The 21198-nt window shown below is 68.4% G+C and carries 19 protein-coding genes; 8 read left to right on the forward strand and 11 right to left on the reverse strand.

All coding sequences use genetic code 11. The annotated features are described in order from the left end of the window. Positions 1 to 5: 5 nt before the first annotated feature. On the reverse strand, positions 6 to 1430 hold the full coding sequence (locus ACNQQL_RS17790; protein WP_034184677.1) for a PLP-dependent aminotransferase family protein: 1425 nt from the start codon (positions 1428 to 1430) through the stop codon (positions 6 to 8). A 602-nt stretch (positions 1431 to 2032) separates the two neighbouring features. Here ACNQQL_RS17790 and ACNQQL_RS17795 point away from each other — a divergent pair. Then, the gene (locus ACNQQL_RS17795) at positions 2033 to 2230 is read left to right on the forward strand and encodes a hypothetical protein (protein ID WP_347064926.1); all 198 of its coding nucleotides are present in this window, start codon (positions 2033 to 2035) and stop codon (positions 2228 to 2230) included. A gap of 73 nt (positions 2231 to 2303) precedes the next feature. On the opposite strand, the gene ACNQQL_RS17800 is transcribed toward ACNQQL_RS17795, so the two are convergent. Continuing rightward, positions 2304 to 3716 (reverse strand): PLP-dependent aminotransferase family protein, encoded by a 1413-nt coding sequence (locus ACNQQL_RS17800; protein ID WP_347064927.1) that lies wholly within the window; start codon positions 3714 to 3716, stop codon positions 2304 to 2306. 231 nt (positions 3717 to 3947) lie between these two features. Between ACNQQL_RS17800 and ACNQQL_RS17805 the strand changes: the two genes are divergently transcribed. Together ACNQQL_RS17805 and ACNQQL_RS17810 are read left to right on the forward strand one after the other, a co-directional pair. Beyond that, positions 3948 to 5177, forward strand: coding sequence for an NAD(P)/FAD-dependent oxidoreductase (locus ACNQQL_RS17805; RefSeq protein ID WP_204420814.1), 1230 nt, complete (start codon positions 3948 to 3950; stop codon positions 5175 to 5177). Positions 5178 to 5217: 40 nt separating this feature from the next. Then, positions 5218 to 6369, forward strand: coding sequence for a branched-chain amino acid ABC transporter substrate-binding protein (locus ACNQQL_RS17810; RefSeq protein ID WP_204420815.1), 1152 nt, complete (start codon positions 5218 to 5220; stop codon positions 6367 to 6369). Positions 6370 to 6394: 25 nt separating this feature from the next. Here ACNQQL_RS17810 and ACNQQL_RS17815 read toward each other — a convergent pair whose 3' ends face one another. From ACNQQL_RS17815 to ACNQQL_RS17825, 3 genes are all read right to left on the reverse strand, one after another. Further along, positions 6395 to 7315 (reverse strand): hypothetical protein, encoded by a 921-nt coding sequence (locus ACNQQL_RS17815; protein WP_347064928.1) that lies wholly within the window; start codon positions 7313 to 7315, stop codon positions 6395 to 6397. Positions 7316 to 7409: 94 nt separating this feature from the next. Beyond that, entirely contained in the window at positions 7410 to 7733 is a 324-nt protein-coding gene (locus tag ACNQQL_RS17820) for a TfoX/Sxy family protein (RefSeq protein ID WP_072437778.1), read from the reverse strand. Between the two features lie 168 nt (positions 7734 to 7901). Further along, complete coding sequence (locus ACNQQL_RS17825; protein ID WP_347064929.1) at positions 7902 to 9623, reverse strand: site-specific integrase; 1722 nt, start codon at positions 9621 to 9623, stop codon at positions 7902 to 7904. Between the two features lie 360 nt (positions 9624 to 9983). Between ACNQQL_RS17825 and ACNQQL_RS17830 the strand changes: the two genes are divergently transcribed. Next, positions 9984 to 11177, forward strand: a complete 1194-nt coding sequence (locus tag ACNQQL_RS17830; protein ID WP_347064930.1) for a tetratricopeptide repeat protein — start codon at positions 9984 to 9986, stop codon at positions 11175 to 11177. Between the two features lie 127 nt (positions 11178 to 11304). On the opposite strand, the gene ACNQQL_RS17835 is transcribed toward ACNQQL_RS17830, so the two are convergent. Next, complete coding sequence (locus ACNQQL_RS17835) at positions 11305 to 11496, reverse strand: DUF2964 family protein (RefSeq protein WP_034184541.1); 192 nt, start codon at positions 11494 to 11496, stop codon at positions 11305 to 11307. 15 nt (positions 11497 to 11511) lie between these two features. Further along, complete coding sequence (locus ACNQQL_RS17840; RefSeq protein WP_072437776.1) at positions 11512 to 11988, reverse strand: universal stress protein; 477 nt, start codon at positions 11986 to 11988, stop codon at positions 11512 to 11514. Between the two features lie 426 nt (positions 11989 to 12414). Here ACNQQL_RS17840 and ACNQQL_RS17845 point away from each other — a divergent pair, with 426 nt between their 5' ends. The 4 genes from ACNQQL_RS17845 to ACNQQL_RS17860 all read left to right on the forward strand — a co-directional run bounded on the left by ACNQQL_RS17845 (position 12415) and on the right by ACNQQL_RS17860 (position 17939). Beyond that, complete coding sequence (locus ACNQQL_RS17845; protein WP_204420821.1) at positions 12415 to 13176, forward strand: 2-keto-4-pentenoate hydratase; 762 nt, start codon at positions 12415 to 12417, stop codon at positions 13174 to 13176. Between the two features lie 99 nt (positions 13177 to 13275). Beyond that, positions 13276 to 14688 carry a 3-deoxy-D-arabino-heptulosonate 7-phosphate synthase gene (locus ACNQQL_RS17850; protein ID WP_347064931.1) on the forward strand — a complete coding sequence of 471 codons (1413 nt, stop codon included), beginning with the start codon at positions 13276 to 13278 and terminating at the stop codon, positions 14686 to 14688. Between the two features lie 364 nt (positions 14689 to 15052). Then, complete coding sequence (locus ACNQQL_RS17855; protein WP_347064932.1) at positions 15053 to 17224, forward strand: hypothetical protein; 2172 nt, start codon at positions 15053 to 15055, stop codon at positions 17222 to 17224. A gap of 7 nt (positions 17225 to 17231) precedes the next feature. Continuing rightward, complete coding sequence (locus ACNQQL_RS17860) at positions 17232 to 17939, forward strand: DUF3142 domain-containing protein (RefSeq protein ID WP_347064933.1); 708 nt, start codon at positions 17232 to 17234, stop codon at positions 17937 to 17939. A gap of 44 nt (positions 17940 to 17983) precedes the next feature. Here ACNQQL_RS17860 and ACNQQL_RS17865 read toward each other — a convergent pair whose 3' ends face one another. The 4 genes from ACNQQL_RS17865 to rhmD are packed head-to-tail and all read right to left on the reverse strand — an operon-like array spanning position 17984 to position 21192. Beyond that, the gene (locus tag ACNQQL_RS17865) at positions 17984 to 18877 is read right to left on the reverse strand and encodes an amidohydrolase family protein (protein WP_347064934.1); all 894 of its coding nucleotides are present in this window, start codon (positions 18875 to 18877) and stop codon (positions 17984 to 17986) included. A gap of 15 nt (positions 18878 to 18892) precedes the next feature. Then, positions 18893 to 19207 carry an L-rhamnose mutarotase gene (gene rhaM / locus ACNQQL_RS17870; protein WP_347064935.1) on the reverse strand — a complete coding sequence of 105 codons (315 nt, stop codon included), beginning with the start codon at positions 19205 to 19207 and terminating at the stop codon, positions 18893 to 18895. An 11-nt stretch (positions 19208 to 19218) separates the two neighbouring features. Beyond that, positions 19219 to 20004, reverse strand: coding sequence for an SDR family NAD(P)-dependent oxidoreductase (locus ACNQQL_RS17875; RefSeq protein ID WP_072437769.1), 786 nt, complete (start codon positions 20002 to 20004; stop codon positions 19219 to 19221). Between the two features lie 9 nt (positions 20005 to 20013). Beyond that, positions 20014 to 21192 carry an L-rhamnonate dehydratase gene (gene rhmD, locus ACNQQL_RS17880; protein WP_006756437.1) on the reverse strand — a complete coding sequence of 393 codons (1179 nt, stop codon included), beginning with the start codon at positions 21190 to 21192 and terminating at the stop codon, positions 20014 to 20016. Positions 21193 to 21198 lie beyond the last annotated feature (6 nt).

Below are 21198 nucleotides of genomic sequence, written 5' to 3' on the forward strand. Positions count from 1 at the left end.
CCCCTTCACCGCATGCACGCCGCGGCCAGCTTCCCGACCGCGATCACCGCCTGCTCGATCTCCGGCGACCACGGGCTGCTGTAGTTCAGCCGGATGAAGTTCCGGTAGCTGTCCGTGATCGAGAACATGTAGCCCGGCCCGATCGTGATCCCCTGCTCCAGCGCGAGCTGATACAGCCGCATCGCGTCGACCTGCGCCGGCAGTTCGACCCACAGCACGTACCCGCCCGCCGGACTCGAAATGCGCGTGCCCTCCGGAAAGAACCGCGACACCATCGCGCGCATCAGGTTCGCCTGCTGCGCGTACGCCTTGCGAATCCGCCTCAGGTGATGCTCGTAACCGTCGCGCTCGAGAAACTCGGCGATCGCGAGCTGCGGCAACGACGGCGTCGCGAGCGTGTTCAGGAATTTCAGCTTCTCGACCTGATCGCGATAGCGGCCCGGCAACGCCCAGCCGATCCGGTACGCGGCCGTCAGGCTCTTCGAGAACGACGAGCAATGCAGCACGATCCCGCTGCGGTCATACGACTTCAGCGAACTCGGGTGCGTATCGCCGAAATACAGTTCGTTATACACACCGTTCTCGATGATCGGCATGCCGGACTTCGTTGCGAACTCAACCAGCTCGCGCTTGCGCTCGTCGGGCATCTGAAAGCCGAGCGGGTTCTGGAAGTTCGGCATCACCATGCATGCGGCGATCGGCTGCGACTTCGCAATCGCCGCCAGCGCGGCGATGTCGATCCCGTACTCGGGATGCGTCGCGACCTCGATCGCCTTCATCCCCATCCGCTCGATCGCGTGCAGCATCGCGTAGAACGTCGGCGACTCCACCGCGATCGTATCGCCCGGCTTCGCGACTGCCTGCAGACACAGGTTGATCGCCTCCGTCGCGCCGACCGTCACGATGATCTCGTTCGGGTCCACCGACATCCCGTTTTCCAGGTAGCGGCGCGCGATCTGCCGGATCAGCCGCGGATGGCCGGGCGGCAGCCCGTCCGTCACGCCCCACAACGACTTGTCGCGGCCGGCCGCATACGCATAGCGGTTCAGCTTCTCGAACGGGAACAGGCTCGGGTCCGGATACGGCGAGCCGAGCGGCACCGCGTCGTCGGTGCCGATCGAGCGCAGCGTCGACAGCACGAGCCGGCTCACGTCCACCGACGACGAGATCGCGATCGGCTTCGACGGCCGCAGCTCGCGCACCGGAGCATGACTGTCGTCGCGGCGCAGGTTCACGAAGTAACCCGACTGCGGGCGGCTTTCCAGCAGCCCACGGCTTTCGAGCAGCAGATACGCATGCAGCACGGTCGTGATGCTGATCCGGTGCTGCTGGCTCGCCTGCCGCACCGACGGAATCCGGTCGCCGTGCCGGTACACGCCCTGGCGGATCAGGCGCTCGATATCGTCCGCGAGTTTTTCATAGAGTTTCATCGCGCGCCTCCCGCCGGCATGCGCCACCGCGCCGCCATGCCTTGCGCGTCCGACACGCGCGTGTTCCGCCCGCCGACCGGGCCGCCGTGATTCCTGATCTTTCCCTCCGGTTTTGCCTTTTCCATCACACTGGCTCTCTCTTGAAGATGCGCCGGCAGAGGTCCGGTACGACCGGATCTGCGGCACTGTGCACTTGATGATGGAATCTTAAAAGCAGAACAGTCGGCGACGAGTACACACATCGATCGCGCGAACAAGAGTACAGTTCGGCGCGAATCGCGCATGGCGGGAGAACTGTACGTCTTATGAAATTCCCGGGCGGCCTGAAGCCTTGCGCGGCGCCGCCGATGCCAGCCCGAAGCGACGGCCGCACGGCCTTTCGCCCGACTATCGTAATTGGGGTGCAATACTCATGCAGCACACGGTCGAACTGGCATCCGACCTCGGTGGCGTGATCCGCGCGGCCCGGAAAATACAGAAATGGCGCCAGAACGACGCAGCCGGCCACCTCGGCGCTCGCGGTCGACCCGATCCGCCAGCACGAAATCGACGCGGATCGCTGGCAGCGCCTGAACCGGTTGTCGGATTTGCCGCGGGGCGTGATGGCGCGCCATCGCAAGCACGAGCTGTCGCTCGTGTTCGCCGACGCGATTGCGCAAGGAAGGATGACGATCGACGAGCGCCATGTGCGTGTCGGCTCGTGGTCGGTGCATTGCGCGACCGGCCGCGTGATGCGCGACGGCGAACCCGTCGAACCCGCGACCGAGCCGCCGCCGTCGCCGCTGCGCGCGGTGCCGTGACTGCCTTACGACGAAGCATTGCTGCAACGGATCGTCGACGTCGTCGCGGGCTTGCTCGACTGAGCGCCCGCCGTCAGATCGAACCGAACAGCGCGCGCGGCCGGTCCTTCAGCGTGCCGGACAGAATCCGCAGCCCGTTGACGAGCTCGTCGCGCGTGGCCGGGCACGCGAGGTTGATGCGCACGCCGTGCTCGATTTCCGCGCGGTCGACCGCGAACGTCGACGACGGCATCACGATCACGCCGCGCGCCTTCGCGTTCGCGGCGAAGTCGTCGGCGCGCCACGGCGGCGGCAGTCTCAGCCACACGAACATGCACGCGGGGTCGGACTTCAACTGCCCGGCCGGCAGCAGTTCCCGCGCGAGATCGACGCGCGCGCGGATCTCCGCGAGTTGCGAGGCCATGATCCGCTCGGCGGTGCCGTCCTCGATCCATACCGTCGCGATCAGCATCGACGTGGGCGCGGGCATCCATGCGGTCGTGCGCACCGCTTCCGCGCACAGCGCGACGCTGTCGCGCGGGCAGCTCAGGTAGCCGAGGCGCAGCCCAGGCGCGAGGACCTTCGACGTCGCGCCGATATGGAACGTCAGCTCGGGGCACAGCCCCGCGATCGCCGGCAACCGGTCGCGCACGAGCGGGCCGTATACGTCGTCCTCGATGATCGTCACGTGATGGCGCCGCGCGACGTCGACGAGCGCCATCCGGCGCGCGAGGCTCATCGTCGTCACGGTCGGGTTCTGCAGGTTCGGCACGACGAAGATCGCCTTGACCGGCATGCGCTGGCAGATCCGTTCGATCTCGTCGGGCAGCAGGCCGTCGTCGTCGGCCGGCGCGCTGACGATCTCGAACTGGAACACCGGCGCGAGCGCCTTGAGCCCGTAATACGTGAGGCGATCGGCAACGATCACGCCGTCGGTGCCGATCAGGCTGTTCAGCACCGCATATAGCCCGTGCTGCGCGCCGCTCGTGACGACCACCTGGTCGCGCGATGGCGCGAAGCCGGGCGCGGCAAGCCACTGCGCGCCGGCCGCGCGTGCCCAGTCGGGCCCCTGCGGCGGCTGGTATTCCTGCAGCGCGGCGAAACGCGGGTCGTTCGGCAGCGTGCCGAACGTCTGCGCGAGGCTCGCGAGAAACTCGCCGGTCGCCGGACGGTTCACGGTCAGGTCGATCACGCCGTTGCCCGCCGCGAGCGCCGCACGGGCCGGCGCGATGCTCGGCATCGCGCCGCCGGTGACGAGCGAGCCGCGCCGCTTGCTGCCGATCACGAGGCCGCGCAGTTGCAGTTCCTTGTACGCGCGGGACACGGTCGACACGTTGATGCCGAGCTCGGTCGCGAGCTGGCGCTGCGGCGGCAGGCGGCTGCCCGGCGGATACGTGCCGTTGCGGATTTCCTCCTCGATCGAGCTCGATACCTCGACATAAGTCGGCCGCTTCGCCTGCACCGGCGCACCGCCGTCGCGCTCGCCGGAAAGTTTGTCTGATGCCATTTATCGCCTGTGACCACACAAAAAGCGTTTGTCTGCCATTTTGGCCTGCCCAGCGATTGTATATGACATCCCCTCCCCGTCAACCGTCAGCGGAAAAGTCTGGTGAATCAGCTGGCTGAGATCGGGTAAACACTAGCGCCACACAATCTCATTTTGATTGCACACAAAAAATTACTGTGTGATTCTTTATCTCAACTTTGTGTGAACCATGTGTGCCGGAGGGAATGCGTCATGGCGAACGTCGCCATTGTGGGTGCAGGCTTCATCGGGCTCGGCGCCGCGGCATGGCTGCAGCGCGACGGGCATCGCGTGACGCTGTTCGATCCGGCTGGCATCGGCCACGGCGCGTCGTTCGGCAACGCCGCGACGTTCGCGCCGTACGGCTGCGTGCCGGTGAACGGCCCGTCCGTGTTCCGCAACATCCCGCACTTCCTGTTCGCCGCCGACAGCCCGCTGCGCATTCGCTGGCCGTACCTGCTGCGCGGCGCGCCGTGGCTCGCGCGGTTCCTGCTCGCATCGACGCCCGCGCGCCACGCACGCAGCGCGAGCGCGCTCGCCGCATTGCTGTCGCGCGCCGCCGACGGTTATGCGCCGCTGCTCTCCACCGCGCGGCTCGCGGCGTTCGTGCGGCCGCGCGAGTGCCTGTACCTGTACGCGCGGCAGGCGTCGTTCGATGCCGCCGAGCCGTCGCTCGCGCTGCGGCGCCGGCTCGGCGTGCCGTTCGAGCTGCTCGACGCGAACGCGATCCGCCGGCTCGAGCCCGCGCTCGCGCCGATCTTCGCGCGCGGCGTGCTGTTCACCGGAAGCTGGCACTTCTCCGATCCGCACGGGTTTCTCGGCGAACTGTTCGCGCATCTCGCAACCGGCGGCGCGACGCTCGAACGCGAGCGCGTCGAGCGGATCGAGCCCGTCGGCGACGGCGTGAACGTGCAGGCGGGCGGCTCGGTGCGCGCCTTCGATCACGTGGTCATTGCCGCAGGCGCACGCTCGCGTGAACTCGCGGCTGCGTGCGGCGACGCGGTACCGCTCGATACCGAGCGCGGTTATCACGTGCAGTTCGCCGCGCATGAGCAGATCGTCACGCGGCCGGTCGGCTGGGCCGAGCGCGGTTTCTACATGACACCGCTCGACGAAGGGCTGCGCGCGGCCGGCACCGTCGAGCTCGGCGGCTTCGACGCGCCGATGAACCGCTCGCTCGTCGCACTGCTCACGCGCTCGGCACGCGAGGCGCTGCCGTCGCTCGGCGCGCCGACGCGCAGTTGGCTCGGTTTCCGGCCGACGCTGCCGGACGGTGTGCCCGTGATCGGCTGCGCGCGGCGCAGCGCGCGCGTGATCCACGCATTCGGCCATCAGCATCTCGGCGTGACGCTCGCCGGCATCACCGGGCAGATCGTCGCCGACCTCGTCGCCCAGCGCGCACCGCCGCTGGACCTCTCGCCATACCGGGCCGCGCGATTCTGACGCGCGCCGCGATTTCCACCACTGCAAGGAGGCATCCATCATGAATCGTCGTAACTGGCTGGTTTGGCTAGCCGTCTGCTCGATCGGCGCGGTCGCCGCGTCCGCGCAGGCCGCGGACCCGGAAACCATCAAGATCGGCTTCGCCGGCCCGCTGACGGGGCCCGTCGCGCGCGTCGGCAAGGACCTGCAATACGGTGCGCAGCTCGCGCTCGACGAGGAAAACGCGAAACATCCGACCATCGGCGGCAAGCCGGTGCGCTTCGTGCTCGACGTGCAGGACGACCAGGCCGATCCGCGCATCGCGATCCAGGTCGCGCAGAAACTCGTCGACGACGGCGTGGCCGGCGTGATCGGCCACTACAACTCGGGCTGCAGCATCCCCGCATCGGCCGTCTACCGGCAGGCGAACGTCGCGATGATCACGCCCGGCTCGACCAATCCGCAACTGACGATGCAGGGTTTCAAGAACGTGTTCCGCACGATGGGGCACGACGGCATCGGCGGCGTGGTGGCCGGCCGCTTCGCGGTCGAGCAGTTGAAGGCGAAGCGGATCGGCATCATCGACGATCGCACAGCGTTCGGCCAGGGGCTTGCCGACGCGTTCGAGAAAGGCGTGAAGGACGCACACGGCAGCGTCGTCGGCCGCGAATACACGAACGACAAGGCTGTCGATTTCCGCGGCATCCTGACGACGATGAAGAGCAACAACGTCGACCTGCTGTTCTTCGGCGGGCTCGACGAACAGGGCGCGATGCTCGTCAAGCAGATGCGCTCGCTCGGCATCCGCGCGCAACTGTTCGGCGCCGGCGCGCTGAAAAGCAACGCATTCCTGAAGATCGCCGGCAGTTCGGGCGAAGGCACGCAGGATCTCGAACCGGGCCCCGCGCTCGACAAGCTGCCGTCCGCCGTCGCGTTCGCGCAGCGCTACAAGGCGCGCTTCAACCAGGACGTCGAGCTGTATGCGCCGTTCGCGTATGACGCGGCGCTCGCGATGATCGCGGCGATCCGCAAGGCCGATTCGGTCGATCGCGCCAGGATCGTCGCGAGCCTGCCGGGCGTGTCGGTCACCGGCGTGACCGGGAAGATCTCGTTCGACGAGCGCGGCGACCTGATCAAGCCGCCCTACACGCTGTTCCGCGTCGAACAGGGGCAGTGGCGCAGCATCCGCACGGTCGGCGGCGCGTCGAACTGAGCGGCAGGACAGCGGACGGCGCCGCCTACCGCGCCGCCTGCTGCCGCTGTATCTCCTGCGCTTTCATCTGCAGATACGCGCTCTTTTCCACTTCGTGCAGTTGCTGCGGATACTGCTCGGTCGCGTCGAACCAGCGCGCGAGGCGCTGGTCGAGCGGCTTGTCGAGCGTCGCGAGATAGGTGTCGATCGCGAGGTAGTAGCGCATCGTGTTGCGCTCCAGCAGCCCGCGCACGCCGCCGATGTACTGCGGCTGCGCGGCCGATGCGCCGCTGGCGGCCGTAAACCCGACCTTGTCGCTGCCGACCGTCGCGAGGTAGGTTTTCATCGCCATCCTGCCGACCGTGCCGAAGCCGTACGAATACGTGAGGTGCAGGAACGTGCGCGAAGCGCCGACCGGCACGGCCTCCAGCGCGATCCGGTAATCCTTCGTGCCCATCGGGCCGCTGTCGGCGGTCAGGTCGACCTGGAAGTAGTCGGGCGTCGCGGCCGCCACGCGATAGCGGAACTGCAGGCGATAGGTATCCGGCAGCTTCTGCTGGATCTTGCGGCCGACGTTCACGTCGAGCACCGGGCCGTTGCCGCCGCTCGACGCATGACAATACTTCGTGTTCAGATGCAGGATCAGCACCGCGCACCAGTTCGCGGGGCCCTGCGCGGGATCGTTGAGCTGGCCGTTCACGACCGCGAACGGATAGTCGACCACCGCATAGATGTCGCCCTTCAGTGACGACGACGCCTCCGAGGATTCGAGGTACAGCGGCCGGTGAAACGCGTTGTCCTTCAGTTGCGCGCCGAGGCTGTGGTAACGGTCGAGCAGCGCCGCCGCGCCGCCTACGCCTTCCGCGCCGAACGCCAGCGCGCTCCAGCCGACACAAAGGGCCGCGACGAGCGCGTGCCAGGCGCGACGCGCAAGCTGCGTGCCGCGCGGATGTCCGGATGTCTCCATTCTTGTGCTCCCTCCGGGCGCGCGCTGGACGCGCGCATGTGTCACAGAATACGCCTGCGCGACGTTACGCGACGTGGCGCGTCGCGCATGGCCGCTATCGGCTTCGCTTCACCGGCACCGGCAACTGCGCCGCGGTGATCCGGATCAGCGCCGACAGCCATTCGCGGTCGTCCCAGCGATCGCCGGCGATGACGAGGTGCGGCTTCGCGGACGGATACGGCGGGCCTTCGTCGCAGGTGCCGAGAAACGCGCGGCCTTCGGGCGTCGGCTTGACGAACAGACGGTCGTCGCAGACGAGCGCGACCATCCTGCCGTCGCAATAGATGCCGTATTCGCCGAACATCTTGCGGGCCGATACCGTGCCGGCCGCCGCCATCTGCTCGACGATGAAATCGACCGTGCCCTGGCTCGATGCCATCCGCTGCTCCTGGTGAAAGAGTTTATGACCGTCGTGTGCACCGGCCCGTTCCGTCTTGCCGGCGGATACGCTGCGGTGCGTCATTCATTCGCAGACGGGAAACGCGCCCAACCATCGACCGCTGTCGTCGCGTGCGCGTTGCCGGCCAGCAACTTCCGACTCGCCTCCTTACTTGTCTGCAGCAAACGCATTCGACATCTGCCGCGCCCGCTTCACATCGTCGCCATGCAGATAGATCGACGTCGTCGAAATCGACGCATGCCGCAAGTTGTCTCGCACGGTCGTCAACTCCGCGCCGCGCGCAAGCGCGTGCGTCGCATGCGTATGACGCATCCAGTGCGGGCTCGCCTGCCGCAGCTTCTGCGCAAGCGCCGGGTTATCGGCATCGACGACATCGGCCGTCTGCGCGAAAAAGCGCTGCATCACCTTCCACAGCCGCACGCTCGTGATCGCGGCCGCGCCGTCTTCCGCGAGGCTCGGGATCAGCGGCGTGTCGGGCCGCCAGCGCACCGGCGTGACCGGCAACCGGCGCGCGACCAAGTGACGATCGAGCGCCGTGCGCGCCAGCGGCGGCAGCGCGACGCGCGCGGCCTTGCGCCCCTTGCCGATCACCTTCAGCCATGCGTCGCCGTGCGCATCCGTCTCGATGTCGCCGAGCGTCGCGCCGACCAGCTCGCTCGCGCGCAGCCCGGTCGCATAACCGAAATCAAGGATGAAGCGCAGCCGCTGCGCGGCGGCGAGCGTCCAACCGGACGACGCTTCCTTGCGGAACTCGAGCCCGTCGGCGATCGTGCGGACCAGCAGCCACTCGCCTTCGGTGAACGCATGCGACGTGTCGAGTGCGTTCGGGCCGCGCGTGTCGCGCACCTTGACGCCCGCGAACGGATTGGCGAGCAGGTAGCGCTGCTCGATCAGCCAGCGGAACAGTGCGCCGAGCACCGACAGCGTGTACGCCGCCGAACGCGCAGAGAGCCCACCCGAGAACGGCCGCCAGTCGGGCGCGCCGCGCGGCCGCACGGGCCCGACCCAGCGCTCGTGCGGCGTCGGGCGCCGCACGAATGCGCGATACGCGACCGCATCCTCGGTCGTCAGCGACGACAGCGCGCGGCCGCGCTCGACGATCGCCCACAGGATCAGCCGCTCGGCCTCCTTCCGGTATGCGCGCCGCGTCGCAGCCGATTCGTGCAGAGACAGCCATGCGTGCACGGCCGCGTAATCGTTGTCCGCGTCGAGCGTGCTGGTCGCGCGCGGCGCGCGGAACGTGCCGGCCGAACCGTCGACCTCGTGCGGCAGCTTCAACTGCTCCCACGGCACGATACTGCTGCGCGGTGTCGCGGCGATCAGCGCGCGCGCCCGTTCGGTCAGGTCCGGATGCGCGGCGAAAAACGCCTCGATACGTCGCGCACTGGCCATGCCGAGGCCAGGAATCGCGCTCCACCACTGGCGCCGGCGCGGAATCCGCACGGTCAGATCCGCGAGCGTCGCGATCCCGTGCGCACGCAGCGCGGCGACCGCGCGCGCGGGCAGCCACAGGCCGACGTCGTCGCTGATCCGCGGGACCGGCGCGCGCGCATGACGCAGCAGGCCGATCGCTTCGGTCGCGGCCTTCGCCTCCCGCAAACGCTCACCGTCGGGATGACCGAGCCGTTCCGCGAGATCGGGCCGACCGGCCAGCCGTGCGACGCGCACGAGGCGGCGGCGAATGCCGCCGATCACGCCGCGCGCCGAGCGCCCTGCGCCGAGACGATCGGGCAGGTAGCGTTCGACGGCCTGGCGCACGGTCATGCCCGCGTACCACGCGCGCAGCGCGGCCAGTTCGTCGGCATCGGGAAAACCTGCGGGCGCAGACGCGGAATCGGAGGAAAGCGGTGAGGTGAGGCGCGGTTTCATGGGCGCCAGTTTGACAGAAGCGCGCGCGGCCGGAAACGTCGTGCGCGGCGTTCCAGGCACGATCATGATTCGATACAGATCACGATGTCGTTCATCCGGCCGCAACAACAAAAATAGGTGCGAGCAACTGCGCGGCGCGCGCCTGTTATGCTGCGCACTGCATTCGCGCGTCACCCGTCCGCATCTTCCGCGCATCACGTTGCTGCGGTCGGGATCCGTATTGAATTGCGCTGGACGATCCGGCAATCCGCATCGGAATTCGCGGGCCACAGCCCGTTGTTTATCGAAGGTTGCGCCGGACGTTCAATGCATTTCCGGCCGTCGGTCAATAAAACCGCTACATATAAGAACCACAATTTCATGACATCACGCCTTCTTGCCGCGCTCGTTGCCGCGGCCTTGAACTGCACCGCGCTGCCCGCCGCCCACGCGCGCACCTACATCGCGCCGACGGCGTCGTTCGGAAAAGGCGCTCATGTTCACCGGTTCGTGCTGCGCGACCCCGTCACGCACCAGCCGCTGCCGAATGCGCGCTACCGGCTGTTCCTGCCCGGCCAGGTCATCGCGGGCCTGCCCGTCAAGCCGGACCAGCACGACAGCGTGATCTTCGGCACGACCGACGCTGCCGGGCGCACCGTCAGAATCCGGCTGCCGAAGGTTCATCCGCAGAAGCAGTGGGTGTTCAACGCGATCGTCGGCGAAGGCGACATGGGCGAATCGTTCCGGCTGGTCGAGCCATTCGGCAATGAGCCGCTCGGCAAATTCCCGTATGTACTGGACGTGGAAAACGAATATCTGGCGTGCGGCTACTCGGATGCGAACGGCTACACCTACTACGCGCAATCGCGCACGCCGCGGAACGTCAGTCTGTACGCCGGGACGCTGGCCGGGTCCGCCGACGCCGACTGGTGCGCGGGCCCGGGCGCGGCCATCGCGAACGGCGCGAGCGATCCCGGCGCGCCGGACCTGTACACGCAATACCTCGGCAGCCTGGTAGCCAACGGCAGCCGGATCAGCACCGAATTGCGGCAACAGATCGTCACCAAGCTGCTGTCGCTCGCGATCGCCGGGCACGACGCGGGCCGCGTCGCCGCCGTGCTCGATCTCGGCGAGATCCCCGACGACCGCCTGAACGACATCGGCTATCGGCTCGTCGACGCGGGTGTGGAAGTCGATCGCGGGCTCGCGATGATCGACGCGCATCTCGCGAAGTCACCGGACGATGCGTATGCGCTCGACAGCAAGGGCTGGGCGCTGTATCGCCTCGGCCGCAACGACGAAGCGCTCGCGTGGTTCGACCGGTCGATCGCGATCTTCGCGAAGAGCGGCAACGACGACAGCGACACGCGCGAAGCCTATGCGACCGGCCTGACGCACAGGGGCGAAGTGCTGTGGAAGCTGGGACGCCAGGATGAGGCGCGCGCTGCGTTCGCGCAGGCGCGGAAGATTCAGCCGAAGAACGCGGAGCTGGAGGAAACGGCGAAGCGGCTGGAGATACAGATCGGGCAGGACGGCGCGAAGGCGCCGGGAACGGCAGGCGCGCACGCGGAGTAACGGCGCCGGGCAGCGGCGCGAAGCGACGGGGCTGGTGCGGCCGCGGCTACCGCCGGCTTTTCGAAAGACGGCCGCCGGACCTGTCGGGCCCGGTCGACCGGGAGACGCGGGCAGAGCATGCCCCGCGTCACTCCTCGCCTTTCACGCCCGGATTGAGCATCACGACGAAGCCGGCCACGCCGACGATCAACGCGATCGCGCCGCCGCGCAGCGCCATCGCTTCATCGAACAGCAGCCCCGTCACGACGGCCATCATCCCCGCGAGCGACACGAACACGGCGATCGCCGCGACGACGATCCGGTACTGGCGGCGTATCATCTCGCACCCGCCTCATTAGGCCGCGGCGGCGGCCGATACGTCGGCGTCGTCGCCGCGAATCAGCAGCACCGGGCATTTCGAGCCGCGCACGAAGCGCTCGGCGACGCTGCCGAGCAGCACGCGCCGGATGCCGCGCCGCCCGTGCGTGCCGACCACCGCGAGATCGATCCCGCGTTCCTTCACGTAGCGCTGCAGGCGTTCCGCAACGTCCTCGCCGATGCTCTCGGTCTCGACGAGTTCGGCCTCGCCCTTCGCGCCGGCGGCCGCGACGATCTGTTCGGCTTCGCGCAGCACCTTGAACCCGTCGGCGCGGATTTCCTCGATGAGCGCATGCGGGTCGAAACGGCCCGCGTAAGTGAACAGCACCGACTTGTCGACCACATACACGACGCTGACGTGCGCGTCGCCCGCCAGTGCCATCCTCACTGCCTCGGCAAGCGCCTGTTTCGACGTAGCGCTGCCGTCGACGGCCACCATGATCTTCTCGTACATGCAAACCTCGCTGGGGTGAACTGCCGCGCACCGTATCGCGCGCGGCCATGTCGCCATCATCGGCGGCTGGCGGGTTGTGTTGTTGATGACGATCAAGCCAGGCCGGTATTCGATCCGCGAACCGGCGACGCAGGCGCCCGCCACGCGCGCGGCGTTCGGCCGCCGCGCAGGACGGAAAACCCGCGTTTCGCGTCGTTAAATTCACTCGGGAAGCCGCTTTCCCTGTTACGTCGCACAACGTGCCGGGCTTGCTGGCGCCGGGGCGAACCGATCGTCTAGCGGAGATCCCGAGGGTGGCGTGCGGCCGCCGCGAGCCGCCAATGCGCGACCGGATCGAGCGACCATCGCGCCGAAAGAGCTATCATCGAATGTACGACTTTCGTCCGGCCCTTTTTTGCCGGCTCACTTTCAACTCGCTCAACCGACATGACAACGACTACCGAACGCGTGGACGGCGCCGCCCAGCATCTCGTCGCCGCCCGCCATGCCGGCTCGCCCGGCCCGCTGCTGCCCGATGCGCTGCGCCCCGAGGACGTCGACACCGCGCTGGCGATCCAGCAGCGCGTCGCCGACCTGCTCGGCGAACCCGTCGCCGGATGGAAATGCGCGCTGCCGCCGCCCGACCGCGTGATCCTCGCGCCGATCTTCGCGTCGACGATCCGCGAAGCCGATGCGCCGTACCGCGTCGTCGGCGGCCCGATCGTGCGGATCGAACCGGAAATCGCGTTCGTGCTCGATCGCGACCTGCCCGCGCGCGGCGAGCCGTACGACGAGAACGACGTGCGCGGTGCGATCCGCGAGGTGCGCATCGTGCTCGAAGTGCTCGGCTGCCGCTACGCGGAGCCGGCGCGCGCGTCGAAGTTCGAGCTGCTCGCCGACGGGCAGTTCAACCAGGGCCTGTGCGTCGGCCCGGTCGTGCGCGACGGGCTGAACGTGCCGCTCGCGACGCTGGCGCTGTCGTTCGACGGTGCGCTGAACCGCACGATCGACGGCCGCCATCCGGACGGCGATCCGCTGAAGCCGCTCGTGTGGCTCGTCAATTTCCTCGCGTCGCGCGGCGATGCGGTGCGCGCCGGCCAGATCGTGACGACCGGTTCGTACGCGGGCGCGATCGATGTGCCGCTCGGCGACGCGCTGACGGTCCGCTTCGGCGAGCTCGGCAGTTTGTCGGTGACGTTGACGGCGTAATGTGTCACGTGCGCTGCCGCCCGACCTTGCGTGACGGCAGCCTCATCGCGCCTGGCCTCAACACCGATCACGCGAACCGCTTCCACCCCGATACCTGACATGTCGCTGACGCCGCTTCCCGCCCTGCTCGACGAAGTCCTGCGCACCGTCGCTCGCCGTTACCGGCTGCCGCCGCTCGACAGCGCGTCGTTGCCGGCCGACGCCGCGAACCCGGCCGCCACCCTTGCGATCGCGATCGAGGAAGCGCGCCGGCTGCGGAGCGACGGACACGCTCCCGGCGCGGAACTGCAGCAGCGCTTCATCGATGCGCTCGCACGGATGATCCGCGACGCGATGGACAGGCAATCCGGCGATCCCGCCTTCCAGGCCGCGGTGCTGCGGCACGACGCGCCGAGCGTGCGCGAATACGCGTCGTTGCACGCGCACGCCGAGCAGGATCGGCGCGCGCTGCACTCGGCCGTCAACGCGATCGCGCACCCGGCCAAACTCGAGCGCAGCGCCCAGGCGTGGCAACGCGACGGGCTCGCGCGGCTGCATGCGGCCGCAACGTCCGCGTCGTGGGCCGATCTCCATGCGACGCTGCAGCAACTGCTCGCGCTACCCGACATGGCGACCGACGCCGCGTTCGAGCAGGACATCGTCAAGCTGAAGGATGGTGCGCCACTCGAACGCCTGCTGCGTCTCGATGCGCTGGCGTCGGACGAGCACGTCCGCCGATACCGCGCACTGTGGGTACGCCAGGGTCCGCTCGAAGGCAGCACGATCGCGGTCGCGCAGGGCGCCGCGTCGCAGCGGCGCGGCGCGGCCGTCGAAGCGCTGGCCGCACGGGCGCTCGACGCGTTGGCCGGCAGGCTCGAAGCGGTGGACGAACGGCGCACCTACCGTGTGGTCACATCGATGCGCGTGCCGTCGTCGATACCGGGCCGGCACGACCGCGCCAAAACCGAATGGGATGCGATCCTGCTCGAACGCCCGCGCGGCGATGAAGCGGCGCCCGTGTGGAACGTCCGCTTCCTCGTCGAAGCGAAGGCGTCCGCGGATGCGGCGACGACCGATTTGCCGCGGCTGCTGCGCGGCCTGAACCTGCTCGCGCAGGCCGACCCCGACACGATCTATTCGTTCGAGACGCACCAGGGCACGGTGCGCGTGCACGGCGCGTCGCTGCGCGCGTTGACGACCGACGAGCCGGCGCTGCAACGGGAAGTGCTCTATTGCTGCGACGCATCCGCCGACGCGACGCCGCGCTTGCTGGGCGCCGCGAGCCGGATGCAGTTGCTGTCGGCGCAGGCGAGCCTCGAATACGCGAGCGCGCTCGCACGGCAGCCGGACGCCGATCCGCGCGGCCTCGGCGTCATCTGGCACGCGCTGCTGACGCTGCCGCAATGGCATGCCGTGTTGCATCAATACCCATCGCTGCGGCAGGTCCGCGAACTGATGGTGGCGATCGACGACTTGCGGGCCGCGATCGACGATGTCGCCGACGACGGCGTCGCGAGCAGCGTGTACGCGTGATGCGCGAGCCGGGCCGTCGCGCAACGACAACGCGCCGCCCGCTCAGTTGGTAAGTATACCGAACGGCAGCGTCCACCCCGCCAGCCGGCCGCCGTCGGCCCATCGATCGTCGGCCGCAACTGCCGGCTGAATCTTGATTCAGGCGATCCGGATTCAAGGTGGCGTTATGTCTACACCGAGTGGACTTCCATTTCGCCGGGCCGGCAATCGCCGCGTCCGGCCGACAGACTCGCGCCCGTCGCCTGATCACCGCGACCGCACTACCCGCCGGCGCTATCCGTCCCGCCCGTGAGGTACGATACGCGCCGGGGCACGACGCCCCCTGAGAGACCCGGCCATCGCGGCCCCACCCAGCACAAGAAAAATGCGAAGAAACCCGACGCTGCACCGAAACCTGCTCGCCGCGCTGGCGGCCGGCCTGCTTTGGATCCCCGGCGCTCATGCCAGTTCGGACGACAGTTGCAACGTGCCGGCCACGCTCCGGCAGAACGGCTACTCGTGCGGCAACGTGCCGATGCTGAGCCCCGCCAACGACACGCGCATCAACGCGATGCTGATGATGGTCGACAGCGCCAAGGTCGCGCAGGTGTTCCCGGACCCGAAGACGATCCCGGCGAAAGACCGGATCAACCAGATCATCGTGCCGTTCCCGATGGACTTTTCCGGATGGATCTATATCGGCCAGAAGGAGCCCGACAAGACCGGCAGCGAGTCGGATGCGGATGCGCCGTCGAACCGGTACGCCGACGGCGAAGGCAGCATCTGCCGCAGCATGAACGCCGGCGCGGACGCGTTCAACGACGCACTGAGCGGTGCCGCCGGCGTCCCCGCCGACGAAGCCGCGCGCCTGCGCGCAGCGCGCGCCGACATCGCGCAGAAAACCTGTGCCGCGGGCGGCGCGAGCGCCGCATGGACGAAGCCGCCGGTCAAATCGCCGCTTGGCCAGCAGTTCGCCGCGTACCTCGACGGCACGAACGCGTTCTATCGCACCGACTTCCTCGCCGCGACCAAGGCCTTCGCGAACGCATCGCACAGCGCCAACCCGTGGCTGAAGGAAACCGGCCTCTATATGGCCGGGCGCGCGCAGTTGAACGCCGCGCAGGCCAATGTATTCGACAACGACAGCCCCACGCCGTCGCGCGCTCGCGTGACGAAGGTGTCGCTCGACGCCGCGAATACGGTGTTTCGCACCTACCTGAAGGTGTATCCGCAGGGGCGCTATGCGGTGTCCGCGACGGGGCTGTTGCGGCGTGTCGCGTGGCTCGGCGGAAACGTCACGCAGCAGGCCGACCTCTACGGCCATGCGCTCGCGCGCTGGTCGCCCGCGACGTCGAACGTGCCGCTGATGCAACTGGCGAACGAACTCGACAGCAAGCTGCTGTTCGGGTCGGACCTCGACGCGGCCCAGATCCAGTCGCCGACCGTGCTCGCGACCGTCGACCTGCTGCGCATGCGTACGTCGGACAGCAGCTATTCGAGCCGCGGCAAGCCGCTGACGCTGGACGATTTGCAGGCGCAGAAGCCGCGCTTCGCGAACGCGCCCGCGCTCTACGACTACCTGCTCGCGACCTGGTATGTCCAGATCGGGCACAAGCCGGATGCCGCCCTCGAATTGCTGCCGCAGACGCCCGCCGTGCCGCTCGACTACTTCGGTCTGAGCCAGCAGGCGCTGCGCGCGTTCGCGCTGGAGGACAGCGGCCGGACCGACAAGGCCCGCCAGCTGTGGCGCGACCTGATCCCGCTCGCCAAATTCCGCTTCCAGCGCGACGCGCTGGAACTCGCGCTCGCGATCAACCTGGAGCAGGCCGGGCTCGTCAACGACGTGTTCGCCGACGATTCGCCCGTGCAGAACGCCGCGCTCCGGGCGATCCTGCTGCAAAGCACGGCCGGTGCCGACCTGCTGCGCGCGCAGGCGCAGAACCAGGCGACCGGCGGCGCGCTGCGCGACACCGCGCTGTACACGCTGCTGTACAAGGAGCTCACGCGCTCGCACTATGCCGACTTCATCGCCGACGCCGCACTGGTGTCCGGCACGCCTGCCGATCCGTTGAAGCCGTTCATCGCGCCCGGCGCCAGGAACGAAGACGGCTACACGTGCCCGTCCGCACGCGACATCGCCGCGACGCTTCAGCAAAACCCCGGCGATTCGAAAGGGCTGAACTGCCTCGCCGATTTCGTGCGCCTTCATCCGCCCGCGGCCGGCCTCGAAAGCGATCCGGTGCCGCTGTGGATGCGCAACGCATCGTCGACGCCCTCCACGCGCGTACCGCCGACGCTCGGCGCATCGCCGTCGCAGTTCGCGGGCAAGCCGTACGAGCGGATGTCGAGCTACGTGACGGTGATGGCCGATGCTCAGGCGAACGCGAACGACCGCGCTTACGCGTTCTACCGCGCGATCAAGTGCTATGCGCCGTCGGGCAGCAACGACTGCGGCGGCAAGGACGTGCCGAAGAACACGCGCAAGCGCTGGTTCGATACGCTGAAGGCGACCTATCCGGGCAGTCCGTGGGCGCAGAAGCTCCGCTACTACTGGTGAGCGCGGCGTGAAGCGCATTGCGTGCGTCGCGCTGCTGCTGGCCGGACGCATCGTGCTGGCCGGCACCGTCGATCCCCCACAGTACGACGCGTTCTGGCTGTGGGCCAGCGTGAAACCGCAGGCGGTCGTAAGCGGCGCGCGCGCCGTCTACGTGCTGCAAGGGCAGATCGAAGCGTCGCCGCGCGACGAGTCGCAGGTACGCGTCATCGCGCAGGGCGTCGCACTGCCGCCCGCGCCGAACGCGCGCGTCTGGCTCGTCTACCGTGCGCATACGCTGCGCTGGACGCCGCGCGTCACGCAGATCATGCTGGCGCAGCTCACGCGCTGGCGCGCATCGGGCCGCACGATCGCGGGCATCCAGATCGACTTCGATGCGCGTACGCGCCATCTGCAGGACTACCTGGAATTCCTGCGCACGCTGCGCGAGACCTTGCCCGCCGATTGCCGGTTGAGCATCACGGGGCTGCTCGACTGGAGCAGCCACATCGATGCCGACCAGGTCAACCAGCTCAGGGGCATCGTCGACGAGGTGGTCGTGCAGACCTACCAGGGGCGCAGCACGATCCCCGACTATGCGGCCTACCTGCCGCGCGTCGCGCGGCTGCAACTACCGTTCCGGATCGGCGTGATCCAGGGCGGCGAGTGGGACGCGCCGCCGTACCTCGCGGCGAATCCTTGGTTCCGCGGCTACGTCGTGTTCCTGCGCAACAGCTAGCGGCGGAAACACGGCGACGTTGGTCCCGCCCGCGGGCCGGAGTATCAGATGCGATAAATCCGCTCTGCATTGCCGACAAACAACGCGTGCCTCTCCGCATCGCTCGCTCCCGCGATGATTTCCGAATACGCTCGCCAGAGTGCCGGATACCCGGCGTGCAGCCGGTCGATCGGAAAATTCGACGCGAACATGCATCGCGCGGCACCGAATGCGTCGATCCCCTCGAGCACATATGGCCGGAAGCTCTCGGTCGTCCACCGGTGATCGAACATCGCAAGCCCGCTCAGCTTGAGCATGACGTTCTCGCGCCGGGCGAGCCCGTGCAGCCCGGTGCGCCACGCGCGGTAGCCATGCACGCTGTCGCGGTCGACGAACATGCCCGCGTGATTGACGATGAAGATCGTGTCCGGATGCGCGTCGACCAGCGTCAGCGCGGCCCCGACCTGGGACGGATAGAGCTGCAGGTCGAACGACAGCCCGAGCCGTGCGAGCCACCCGAAATGATCGCGCCAGCCCGGATCGTCGAGATAGTCGCGATCGACGTAGTTGTACCAGGGGTTCGCGTGGCGGTTCAGTACCTGGCGGATGCCGCGCACGTTCGCGCAGGCGGCGGCCGCCTCGAGCCTCGCAGGCGCGTCGGCACGCGACAGGTCGACGCCCGCGACAATGCCCTCGGGCATGCCGCCGCTCGCCGGCGTGTCGGCCAGCGCCTGCAGCCATTCGACCTCGCTCGGCGTGGTCCACGCGTCATGGATCGCTTCGACGTGCACGACTTTCAGGATCTCGATCCCGCCCGCGTCCGCGCGCAGGTCGGCCGGACCGTATGCGCGCGGCAGCGCCGCCACCGGCCCGGAAAACGCCGGTTGCGCGCGGTCGAGCCAGCCGTAGCTCAACGCATCGGCATCCCAGAAATGTACATGTGGATCGACGACCTGCATTGCGCCTCCCCGCGATCACGCCAGATGGAACATCGGTTCCAGATGTTTTTCGAGCGGCCGTCCGTCCCCGTCCGTCGCCATCAGGTCGGCCATGTACGCCCACCACCGACGCATCACGTCGGCCTGCGCGAGTTCGGCCATCCGGTGCCCGGCCGGGCGTTTCAAGACGGCGAACAGGCAATCCGTCTCGTCGTCGAGAAAGATCCAGTAATCGGCCATGCCGGCCACGCGCAGCGCGTCGGCCAGCTCCGGCCAGATCGCATCGTGGCGCCGCCGGTACTCGTCCTTCTGCCCGGGATGCAGCCGCATCCGGAAAGCGATCGTTTCCATGTCCGCCCCCGTCATTGCAGGTTCACGTAGAGGCCGCCGTCGACGAGAAGTGCCGCGCCGTTGACGTAGCGCGCCAGGTCCGACGCAAGGAACACCACGCAGTCCGCGACGTCGTCGGGTTCGCCGAGGCGGCCGAGCGGAATGCGCTGCTCGAAGTACTCGGCCTTGCCGGGCGCCGCGAGATCCGCTTCGTTGATCTCGGTGCGGATCGTGCCCGGCAGCACGGAATTGCAGCGGATCCGGTGCGGGCCGAGTGCGACCGCGCACGACTGCATCAGCGCGTGCACGCCGGCCTTCGTCGGCGTGTAGTGCGTCTGCATGCCGCCGCCGACGAGCGCGCTGATCGAACTCGTCGCGACGATCGCGCCGCCGTCGCCCTGCGCGGCCATTCGGCGCGCGACCGCCTGGGTCACGTGGAACGCGCCGTGCAGGTTGACCTCCATCGTGCGTCGCAGCAGGTCGGCGGGCAGATCGAGGAACGCGTGGAACGGACAGATCCCCGCATTGCTCGCCAGCACGTCGATCCGGCCGAACGCGTCGACGGCCCGCTCGACCAGTTCGTCCGCGGTGTCCGGCCGCGCGATGTCGCCCGGCACGGCGAGCGCGCGCCGGCCGGTCGCGCCGATCTCGTCGACCAGCGCGTCGAGCGCGTGATCCGACTGCGCCGGCAGCAACGGGTTGGCCCAATAATTGACGACGACGTCGGCGCCATGCCGCGCGCACGCGAGCGCGATCGCCCGGCCGATGCCGCGCGAGCCGCCGGTGACGATCACGACCTTGTTCTCGAGCAGTTTCATCGCGGCGGCTCAGTGCGTGTAGGGCCGTTCGGTGCGCACGGCCGGATTGAGCCGCACGCCGAAGCCGGGCGTATCCGGCACCTTCATCCGCCCGCCCGTCGGCACCGGTTCGTCGAGCAGCAGCGGATCGAACATCGGCACGACGCGATCCGCCTGCGGCGCCATCATCAGGAATTCCGCGAACGGGCTGTTGTGCCGCGTCGTCACGAAGTGATAGCTGTAGACCGACGAGCCGTGCGGCACCACCAGCACGCCGTGCGCGTCGGCGAGCGCCGAAATGCGGACGAGTTCGGTCAGGCCGCCGCACCAGCCGACATCAGGCTGGATGATGTCGCAGCAGCCCATCTCGAGCAGCATCCGGAAGCCCCAGCGGGTCGCCTCGTGCTCGCCCGTCGTCACGAGCAGATCGGGCGGCGCCGCGCGGCGCAACTGCGCGTAGCCCCAGTAGTCGTCGGGCGGCAGGCACTCCTCGATCCACTTGAGCCCGTAAGCGCGCGCCTCGTGCGCGAGCCGGGTGGCGTAGCGCACGTCGAGGCTCATCCAGCAGTCGAGCATCAGCCAGAAATCCGCGCCGACGCGATCGCGCATCGTCGCCAGCGCGTCGAGGTTGCGGCGCAGGCCCTCGTCGCCCTCCGCCGGGCCATGATGCAGCGGCAGCTTGCCGCCGATGAACCCCATCTCCTTCGCGAGATCCGGCCGCGCCCCCGTCGCATAGAACTGCAGTTCGTCGCGCACCTTGCCGCCGAGCAACTGGTGCACCGGCTCGCCGCGCACCTTGCCGAGCAGGTCCCACAACGCGAGATCGACGCCGGAGATCGCGTTCAGCACCACGCCCTTGCGCCCGTAATAGAGCGTCGCGTAGAACATCTGATCCCACATCTTCTCGATGTCGGTCACGCGCTGCCCTTCGATGAAGCGCGCCAGATGGCGCTCGACGACGAACGCGCCGATCTCGCCGCCCGTCGTCACCGCGAAACCGACCGTGCCGTCGCTCGCCTCGATCTCGATCACGAGTGTGCCGAGCACGTTGATGCCGAACGACTGCCGGCTCTGCCGGTATTCGGGATAACGCGCCATCGGCGTCGCGATGTGGTCGTCGATCCAGTGGTCAGCGCCCTGGTCGTGGTAGTCGGCGCCGCCGCCGCGTACCGTCAGCGCGCGGATGTGTCGTATCGTGGGCATGCTCATCGGGAC

Origin of the sequence: Burkholderia sp. LFS061, from assembly GCF_047978125.1 — a bacterium.
Taxonomy (GTDB): domain Bacteria; phylum Pseudomonadota; class Gammaproteobacteria; order Burkholderiales; family Burkholderiaceae; genus Burkholderia; species Burkholderia pyrrocinia_C.

Excerpts from the sequence above, each read along its gene's own strand:
- ACNQQL_RS17835 (WP_034184541.1), bottom strand. The coding sequence starts at position 11,496 with ATGATACGCCGCCAGTACCGGATCGTCGTCGCGGCGATCGCCGTGTTC.
- ACNQQL_RS17790 (WP_034184677.1), bottom strand. The coding sequence starts at position 1,430 with ATGAAACTCTATGAAAAACTCGCGGACGATATCGAGCGCCTGATCCGC.
- ACNQQL_RS17795 (WP_347064926.1), top strand. The coding sequence starts at position 2,033 with ATGGCGCGCCATCGCAAGCACGAGCTGTCGCTCGTGTTCGCCGACGCG.
- rhaM (WP_347064935.1), bottom strand. The coding sequence starts at position 19,207 with ATGGAAACGATCGCTTTCCGGATGCGGCTGCATCCCGGGCAGAAGGAC.
- ACNQQL_RS17820 (WP_072437778.1), bottom strand. The coding sequence starts at position 7,733 with ATGGCATCGAGCCAGGGCACGGTCGATTTCATCGTCGAGCAGATGGCG.
- ACNQQL_RS17805 (WP_204420814.1), top strand. The coding sequence starts at position 3,948 with ATGGCGAACGTCGCCATTGTGGGTGCAGGCTTCATCGGGCTCGGCGCC.
- ACNQQL_RS17875 (WP_072437769.1), bottom strand. The coding sequence starts at position 20,004 with ATGAAACTGCTCGAGAACAAGGTCGTGATCGTCACCGGCGGCTCGCGC.
- ACNQQL_RS17845 (WP_204420821.1), top strand. The coding sequence starts at position 12,415 with ATGACAACGACTACCGAACGCGTGGACGGCGCCGCCCAGCATCTCGTC.
- ACNQQL_RS17865 (WP_347064934.1), bottom strand. The coding sequence starts at position 18,877 with ATGCAGGTCGTCGATCCACATGTACATTTCTGGGATGCCGATGCGTTG.
- ACNQQL_RS17810 (WP_204420815.1), top strand. The coding sequence starts at position 5,218 with ATGAATCGTCGTAACTGGCTGGTTTGGCTAGCCGTCTGCTCGATCGGC.
- ACNQQL_RS17800 (WP_347064927.1), bottom strand. The coding sequence starts at position 3,716 with ATGGCATCAGACAAACTTTCCGGCGAGCGCGACGGCGGTGCGCCGGTG.
- ACNQQL_RS17830 (WP_347064930.1), top strand. The coding sequence starts at position 9,984 with ATGACATCACGCCTTCTTGCCGCGCTCGTTGCCGCGGCCTTGAACTGC.
- rhmD (WP_006756437.1), bottom strand. The coding sequence starts at position 21,192 with ATGAGCATGCCCACGATACGACACATCCGCGCGCTGACGGTACGCGGC.
- ACNQQL_RS17825 (WP_347064929.1), bottom strand. The coding sequence starts at position 9,623 with ATGAAACCGCGCCTCACCTCACCGCTTTCCTCCGATTCCGCGTCTGCG.
- ACNQQL_RS17815 (WP_347064928.1), bottom strand. The coding sequence starts at position 7,315 with ATGGAGACATCCGGACATCCGCGCGGCACGCAGCTTGCGCGTCGCGCC.
- ACNQQL_RS17855 (WP_347064932.1), top strand. The coding sequence starts at position 15,053 with ATGCGAAGAAACCCGACGCTGCACCGAAACCTGCTCGCCGCGCTGGCG.
- ACNQQL_RS17850 (WP_347064931.1), top strand. The coding sequence starts at position 13,276 with ATGTCGCTGACGCCGCTTCCCGCCCTGCTCGACGAAGTCCTGCGCACC.
- ACNQQL_RS17840 (WP_072437776.1), bottom strand. The coding sequence starts at position 11,988 with ATGTACGAGAAGATCATGGTGGCCGTCGACGGCAGCGCTACGTCGAAA.